We start from the raw sequence: 638 nt of genomic DNA, 5'->3' as shown, positions 1-638 counted from the left end.
CAAGCACAGCGCGACATTTTCCGCGCGAGCACCGTATCCCATCAATCCAATACGCCATGCTTTGCCAGCTAACGCACCTAGCCCTGCACCAATTTCAAGGTTGTAAGTTTCAAGTAGATGCGCGCGAACTTTCGCTTCATCGATCCCTTCCGGCACATAAATCGCGTTCAATTGAGGTAAACGGTAAGATTCTTCCACTACAAATTCAAAACCCAGTTTCTGAAGACCATCTTTCAACTTCTCATGCATCAATTGATGGCGAGCCCACGCGTTCTCAAGCCCCTCGTTCTGTAACACAAGCAGCGCTTCATGCAATGCATATAGGCTATTCACTGGAGCTGTGTGATGGTAGCTACGCTTACCTTCCCCACTCCAGTACCCCAACACTAAGCTTTGATCGAGGAACCAACTTTGAACTGGCGTAGTGCGCGATTGAATTTTTTCGATAGCAGCCGGAGACAGCGTCACCGGAGACAAGCCAGGCACACACGACAAACACTTTTGACTGCCCGAGTACACAGCATCAAGCTGCCATTCATCAACTTTTAACGGTACGCCGCCTAACGATGTAACGGCGTCCACAATCGACAACACATTATATTGCTTGGCTAACTTACCTAGAGTTTGTGCATCACTGA

The 638-nt window shown here is 48.6% G+C and carries 1 protein-coding gene; it reads right to left on the bottom strand.

Annotated features, from left to right (window positions below):
• Nucleotides 1-638: pyridoxal-phosphate-dependent aminotransferase family protein (locus R7044_RS26130; protein ID WP_225456108.1), on the bottom strand; the 638-nt coding region annotated here is incomplete at both ends.

Source organism: Vibrio sp. 1402 (assembly GCF_033340275.1).
This window is presented reverse-complemented; position numbering and strand designations above follow the sequence as displayed.